We start from the raw sequence: 6,934 nt of genomic DNA on the forward strand, positions 1-6,934 counted from the left end.
TGCTATTGGCGCTGACTGTCTGCGTTTCGGGCCGTTCATGCGCCGCTGACGCGGCCGTTACTTCCGCCGCTGACACGGGTTTCAAGAGGTTCAACGTCTATACCGACAGGTCGGCTCGCGATAACCATTATATTCCTTCGGGCTGGATGGGCGATTACGGTGATATGAAGATCGATACCGGATGCAAGGATAATCCCCATACCGGGACCACCTGCATAAAGATCGTATACACCGGAGAACAGAAACAGGGAGCGGGATGGGCGGGGATCTTCTGGCAGAACCCGGCGAATAACTGGGGGACGAAGCAAGGCGGGTTCGACCTGACAGGCGCCAAGAAGCTTATATTTTGGGCGCGCGGAGAAAGAGGCGGCGAGGTATTGGCCGAAGTCAAAGTAGGCGGCATTACTGGCGAATACGGCGATTCGGATTCCGTCTCTATCGGGCCCATAACCCTCACCCGCGATTGGAAAGAATATACGATCGACCTGACCGGGAAAAGCCTTTCTTACATCTCCGGCGGTTTCTGCTGGGCGGCCAGTGTTGCCGATAACCCGAACGGGTTCGCGATCTTTCTAGACGACATCTATTACGAGTAAATAAAATATGGACCATCATACAAGCCATCATCCCGGACATCACGAAAGCCATCACGAGGGCCATCACGAGGGCCATCATGAGAGCCATCATGAGGCCCATCACGCGAGAAGGGGCCACAGGAAAAGGCGGTATTTTGCGATCCCGCTGGTACTTTTGCTGCTGGTTTTCTTCATCGGCGGGTGTTTCCTCCTGAACAAGTTCTCTCAGAAGCCTGCCGCCAAGACAAAGAAGGTCGTCCTGGAGAGGCTGCTGAAAACCGGCCATTACAGGCTTTTGGCCGGCGGCGCGCCGTATCTTATCATAGGCGTATGCTATCAGCCCGTACCTCCGGGGAATGACTATACCTACAACTGGTGGGGCGACCCGGCGAAACCGTGGCTGGTCGACGGCCAGCTTATGAAAGATGCCGGCATCAATACGGTCCGCATCTATCAGCCGGGGGAAAACCCGAAAGAGGTCAAGCAGGTCATAAGCGACCTTTTCCAGAAATTCGGCATCCGCACGATCCTCGGCCACAACCTCGGTATATATGATGTCCCGCCTCCCAATTATACCGACGAAAATTACAGGCAATTATTGAAGGAACAGGTGCTGAGCATAGTCAAGACCTATAAGGACGAACCGGGAATATTGATGTGGGTATTGGGTAACGAGAATGATTATAGTTTTGACGACTCGATGTCCCCGTGGGGCTCGGCCGAGCTTGACGCGATAGCGGACCCGAAAGAGAGGGCGAACGCTAAAGCTAAGATATATTATTCCTTCGTAAATGACATCGCGAAGGAGACAAAAAAGATAGACCCGAACCATCCGGTCGCGATGGGGAACGGCGAAGTCTTCTATCTCGAGATCGCAAAGCCGTTGACGCCCGACGTAGACATACTCGGGCTTATCTCTTACCGCGGTATGAGTTTCGGCAATACATGGGAACAGGCTGATAAGCGCCTCGGCAAACCTATAGTATTGATCGAGTTCGGCTGCGACAGGTTCAATGCCCTCGCTAAAAAGGAAGATGAGGACTTCCAGGTCAAGTTCCTTATAACCCAGTGGAAAGAGATGCTTCGCAACAGCTGCGGCATGACGGGCAAGGGGACGGTGCTGGGAGGCTGTATATTCGAGTGGAACGATGAATGGTGGAAGCACGACGCGTCCAACCCCGCGGGCTGGTTTGTGCAGGACGAGGCGGCCGGCTGGGCTAACGGCGCCTATTATTTCGATATCGAGACCGAAGGCCATATGAACATGAACGAGGAGTGGTACGGCATCGTAGGGTTAAGCCTCGAGAAAGATAAAGATACCGGCGTCAACAAGAGGATACCCAAAAAGGCGTATTACGCCCTTAAGGAGTTATGGTCAAAAGGTTGCGCGGCGGTCGATCCGCCGAGGGTCGGTAAGAAGCCTAATTAGTCCCCAAAATCCTTCAGCGACTAATTAGTTCCTTAAGTGGACGTCCGCGTATTGCGCGATCATCTCCGCGACTTTGGTGGGAGGGATGACCGAGAAGTAATGGTCGACGACGCAATGCGCTATCTCGTGGGCGAGGACATTGGCCGAGACCTTCTCCTCGCTGGCGAAGAGCGTGTTTAGCTTGAAGATATAGTAGGCTATGAACTTGTTATCCTGCCTGAATATTTCGACATATACCCTGTCGAGATCGTCCTGCCCCCTGTAGATCCTGACGTTCATCCGAAGGTCTTTCGGCCTCATGTCGAGTATCTCCTGCACCTTGGAGAATATAAGGTCGAATTTATACGCGATCTCATCCTTCGTATCATCGCCCCCGCGCGGAGGTTTTTCCGTAAGCCCGTAATCTATCTTGTACGTGTCTATCCTGCCGTTCACCGCCGCGAGGTCGACGCCGTCCTTAAAGAAGACGGTGCAATAGAGGCTGTTGACGCTCGTCCAGTCGCTGCCGTCGGAGAAACGGCCGTCCTCCGAGATGACGCTGGCTGAGGCGGTCGCCGCGGCGAAGAGGAGGAGGAACAAAAATACGGGGGATATCCTGAAATAAGAGAGATTGTTCTTTACCTGCCCGATCTTTTTTTCGATATCGCCCAATCTCTTTTCTATCTCACCTCCGGGTGCGTCTTTCGACCGCAGCAGTGACCTCATTCCTTTGACCTCTTCCTCGAGTTCTTTTATTTTGGCCTGCGAAGAAGAGAGGGGATCTTTTATATTCTTGACCGCGGCATTTATTATCCCGCCCAGGTCTTTGAATTCGTCGTGTTCCCTTAGGCGGACTTCCACTGTCAGGTTGCCTTTGCCTATCTCGGCGACATCTTTTTCCAGGCGGTATATGGGCCCATAAATACGGTGGGATATAAAAAGGAGCACCGCTATGGTCGCGAGGCTTACGAGCACGATCGCTATCATGCCGCTGGAGGCCAGGACAGGCAGTATGTAGTCTGCGGTGCTCTTTACGATAAGCCTCAGGCCCTCGAAACTCGTGGTCACAGTCTTCTTTGTAAGGAGGAGGGAGATGACGCTCATTATAAGGCAGGCCGATATCAGGAGCAGGCAGAACTTGACTATGAAACTCGCCTGGAATTTTTTCTTTATGAAATAATTTCTTCTCCTGTTCCTATGCTCAGGGGCCTTTGTCATTTTATGTCTATCTTCTTAAGGGCTTCTCTGTTGATGTCGATCTTCGTCCCCTTCTGTAGGCCGGCGATCCACGCCTTGATCATCCCGCTCGCCTTCCGGTTGCGGTCTTTTTCCGTCTCAGGGATCGAAGAGAGGACCTCTTCCGACTTCTTATTCAGGAGCGAACGCAGGAGGCTCTGCTCCCAGAACCGCTCGACCATCTTCATGAATTCAGGGTCCCTGTCCAGGCCCAGGCGCCGGGCTTCCAGCAGAAGGACCTTTTTCTCTATTATATCGTTCAGGAGCCGTTCTTTGGGGACGCTATTGCGGTATTCCGGAGTGTAAAGCGATGCCTCAGAGAGGAAATCCTCTTTATATAAGGAATAATCGCCTATTTTGGCGATGACCTCTTTTTTGGGGCCCTTTTCCGAGCAGCCGGCCGCGGAAAAGACGGCGCCCGCGATAAGGATCAAAAGCATAAAATATCTCACATCCGTTATTATAAGGGCTTTACTTCCTTTTTGCAATATGTTAATTTATTACCATGAAACTCCCCCTCATTTTGGCGCTTTTTTATGTTTTTTCGGCCTTCCCGGCGGTCTACGCGGAATATAATTCCGTGACCGGCAGGGATGAAGCGGTCAATACGTCCACCGAGGCGGAAGTGGCGCAGGGGGATGCCATTGCCAAGCAGATCGAGAGGCAGGTCAAGCTTGTCGAAGATAAGCATATGCAGGATCGCGTGGAGCTTATAGGCAACAACCTGGCCAGGGTATGCGACCGGAAGGACATTATCTACCATTTCAAGGTGATCGATATCGATGACATAAATGCGGTCTCGCTGCCCGGCGGATGGGTCTATGTCTTCAAAGGGCTGGTCACCAAGTGCAAGAACGACGACGAGCTGGCCGGGGTAATCGCCCATGAAATCGGGCACATCGCCGCGCGGCATTCCGTCAAACAGCAACAAGCCGGTTCCATAATGGACCTCATAACGATCGCTTCCGCGTTAGCGGGCGGCGGAGGGGCCTCCCAGGCGACCGGCCTGGCGGCCACTTCCCTTATGTATTCCTATTCGAGACGGGATGAGTTTGAGGCCGACAAGCGCGCCGTAATGTACACCGAGAAGGCCGGTTACGACCCCAGGGCCTTGATCACTTTTATGAAGACGATGCACGATGCCGAGAGGGACAGAATAAGGCCTTATACCTATTTCAGGTCCCATCCTTACGAGGGGGAGAGGATCGCCAATATTAACCGCGAGATAAACGGGCAGCAGACCTTTACCGATTGGATAAATGAGCCGATAGACAAGGACAGATGGTGATCATTCGGAGGGGAGCATGAAGGCTAAATTCCTTTTTCCCGCGATTATCCTGTGTTTGATTTTTCTCACGGCGCGTAACGCATATCCCGCGGACAAGCCGCAGCAAAAGCCCGGGGTCCGGATACCGAAAGCGGTAAAGCCCGTCTTGATCGACGGGAATCTCGATGAGTATCCCGGGTACGCCATAAGGATGGACGGCGAGTCCTTCGAAAAGCTCCAGTATTTCGAATATGGCGGAAAGGATGACATCAGCGCGGATATCTATCTCCTCTGGGACAATGAGAACCTCTACGTCGCGGCCAGGGTGACCGACGATCTCCCGTTCGATAATAACAAGGAAGGGCCCGACATCTGGGACGGCGACGCCATAGAGGTCCTCTTGGGGATGGACGGGAAGGCGGATCCCGCGAGGATATATTTCGGCAAGGGTGATTACCAGATAGGGCTAAGCCCCGGCAACAACAAGGATATTAAGCCGGGCGAATGGGTCTGGCGGCGCGACGATTACCGGAGCGGTATAGAAGTCGCCTCGAAACAGCGGGATAAAGGGTACATCATCGAGGCTAAGATACCTTTTAAGGTGTTAGGCGGGTTCAAGCCTGAACTGGGCAAGAAGTTCGATTTCGATATAGCGGTAGATGACAGCGACAAGGGCAAGAGGAAGGCGCAACTGGCCTGGACCGGCACAAAAGAGTTCTATTCCGATCCCAGCCAGTGGGGGACGGCGGTCCTTGCCGCCCCGCAGGCCGCATTCACGCTCTCTTATGCCGCCATAATAGGCATAATTATCGCCGTTACGGCCATCGTGGTTTTTATGACTTTCACCGTCCATAAGCCTAAATAGGCATTGAAAAAGCCCCCTAATATTGATAAAATCATCAAATCGGAGGATAGCCAATGAAATGTGACACATGCGGACGCGACGTGCCCGAGGTAAGAAGGGTGGTAGTCGCCCCGGGATACGACAGGGCGTTGGCCAAGCCGGTCTATAATTGCCCGGAATGCTACGAGAAGAAAGAGAAGGCCAAGAAGTACAACACCCCAGAGAATAAATAGCCGATCATGCCCCAGCAGATAAAAGTTCTGGATAACGGATATGTTACGCTCGTCGATTCAATGGGCGGCGACAAGGCGGTCATAGAAGGCGCCCGCCGCTGCTACATGAGCGAGCCGCAGGGTGAGTCTGCGGACTCAAAACTCATCCGCCACCTCATATCAAAAGACCACGGCACGCCTTTCGAGCACGCCTATTTCAGGTTTGACGTCAAATGCCCGATATTCGTCGCGCGCCAGTGGATCCGCCACCGCATCGGCACGTACAATGAGATGTCGCTGAGGTATTGCCTGGCTAAGAGGGATTTCTACACGCCGGAGAACCTTTCAGGCGAGGCGCTGGTAAAATATAAGAAGTCGATAAATGACGCCTTTGATACCTATGAAGCTATCGTAGCTTCAGGTATAAAACGGGAACAAGCCCGCGGCGTCCTGCCGCTTTCCCTGTATACGCTCTATTACTGGACGGTAAATGCCCGTTCGCTCATGAATTTCCTCAAGCTGCGGCTCGATAAGGCGGCGCAGCCGGAGATCCGCGAATACGCGAAGGCCCTCCTCGAGATATTCAGGGAGACGATGCCGGTCACGGCGAAGGCCTTCGAAGAAAAGGTTATGCCAAAGCAGTAAATGGGATCCTCAGACCTGGCCAGCCCATCCCCGGAACAATTGATAGAAGGCTGTATAAGGAAGGATAAGCGCTCGTGGGATATATTCGTGGAGCGCTACTCAAAGGTAGTGTATTGGGCGATAAGGGACAGGCTGAAAAGGCTCGGGTATAATTTCGAGGACGAAGACATAAATGACATCCACCAGGATGTCTTTATCGCTTTATGGGCCGGCGATAAACTTGCCCAGATCAAAGAGAGGGACAAGGTCGCCGGATGGCTCGCCATGGTAGCCGGAAACGCGGCAGTTGACCATTTCAGGAAGATGAAGCGCCAGTCGCCGCCGAATTCGATATCGATATACGAAGAGATATATAAGAATGAAGACGGCGGAGCTGGGACGCTCGAAGAGGTCCTGCCGTCAAAGGCCCCGGGCCCGGACAGGGAAGCGCAATTAAGCGATGCCCGGGAGGCGCTGGAGTCGGCCATCGAGGAGCTTAAGCCGAAGGAGAGGATAGTTGTAAAACTCGGCCTCCTCCACGGGATGAAGCACAACGAGATAGCGGATACGCTCAATATCCCGCTAAATACCGTATCTACGACCATCTCGCGGGCGAAAAAATACTTGAAAGAAAAACTCGAAAAAGAGCGTCTATTATGATATGGAAGGGAAGATGACAAAATTACATGACGCGACGGCGGTAAAATGCCCGGACGAGGCGGGCTTGGCGGCTTTCCTCGGCGGCAAGCTCAAGGAATCCGAAACGCG

General features: G+C 53.0%; 9 protein-coding genes. 7 read left to right on the forward strand and 2 right to left on the reverse strand.

Annotated elements, in window-relative coordinates; translation table 11 throughout:
• Positions 1 to 596 (forward strand): hypothetical protein (locus WC317_08035; protein ID MFA5340075.1); only part of this gene is annotated, 596 nt, incomplete at its 5' end.
• A gap of 7 nt (positions 597 to 603) precedes the next feature.
• On the forward strand, positions 604 to 2,004 hold the full coding sequence (locus tag WC317_08040; GenBank protein MFA5340076.1) for a hypothetical protein: 1,401 nt from the start codon (positions 604 to 606) through the stop codon (positions 2,002 to 2,004).
• Positions 2,005 to 2,028: 24 nt separating this feature from the next.
• Here the strand turns inward: WC317_08040 and WC317_08045 are convergent, their stop codons facing one another.
• Together WC317_08045 and WC317_08050 are read right to left on the reverse strand one after the other, a co-directional pair.
• On the reverse strand, positions 2,029 to 3,201 hold the full coding sequence (locus WC317_08045) for a methyl-accepting chemotaxis protein (protein MFA5340077.1): 1,173 nt from the start codon (positions 3,199 to 3,201) through the stop codon (positions 2,029 to 2,031).
• Positions 3,198 to 3,659: a hypothetical protein gene (locus WC317_08050; protein MFA5340078.1), complete on the reverse strand. Its 462-nt coding sequence runs from the start codon at positions 3,657 to 3,659 to the stop codon at positions 3,198 to 3,200. Before WC317_08050 ends, WC317_08045 begins: the two co-directional genes overlap by 4 nt.
• A gap of 65 nt (positions 3,660 to 3,724) precedes the next feature.
• Here WC317_08050 and WC317_08055 point away from each other — a divergent pair, with 65 nt between their 5' ends.
• From WC317_08055 to WC317_08075, 5 genes are read left to right on the forward strand one after another with little or no spacing between them, the layout of a single operon-like run.
• Positions 3,725 to 4,507, forward strand: a complete 783-nt coding sequence (locus WC317_08055) for a M48 family metallopeptidase (protein MFA5340079.1) — start codon at positions 3,725 to 3,727, stop codon at positions 4,505 to 4,507.
• A gap of 16 nt (positions 4,508 to 4,523) precedes the next feature.
• A complete protein-coding gene (locus WC317_08060; protein MFA5340080.1) occupies positions 4,524 to 5,351 on the forward strand; it encodes a sugar-binding protein in 828 nt (275 codons plus the stop codon).
• A 53-nt stretch (positions 5,352 to 5,404) separates the two neighbouring features.
• Complete coding sequence (locus WC317_08065) at positions 5,405 to 5,563, forward strand: hypothetical protein (protein MFA5340081.1); 159 nt, start codon at positions 5,405 to 5,407, stop codon at positions 5,561 to 5,563.
• A gap of 6 nt (positions 5,564 to 5,569) precedes the next feature.
• Positions 5,570 to 6,187 (forward strand): FAD-dependent thymidylate synthase, encoded by a 618-nt coding sequence (gene thyX, locus WC317_08070; protein MFA5340082.1) that lies wholly within the window; start codon positions 5,570 to 5,572, stop codon positions 6,185 to 6,187.
• Complete coding sequence (locus tag WC317_08075) at positions 6,188 to 6,826, forward strand: sigma-70 family RNA polymerase sigma factor (GenBank protein MFA5340083.1); 639 nt, start codon at positions 6,188 to 6,190, stop codon at positions 6,824 to 6,826.
• The last annotated feature ends 108 nt before the right edge of the window (positions 6,827 to 6,934 follow it).

It is taken from the genome of Candidatus Omnitrophota bacterium, from assembly GCA_041653595.1.
GTDB lineage: Bacteria > Omnitrophota > Gorgyraeia > Pluralincolimonadales > Pluralincolimonadaceae > Pluralincolimonas.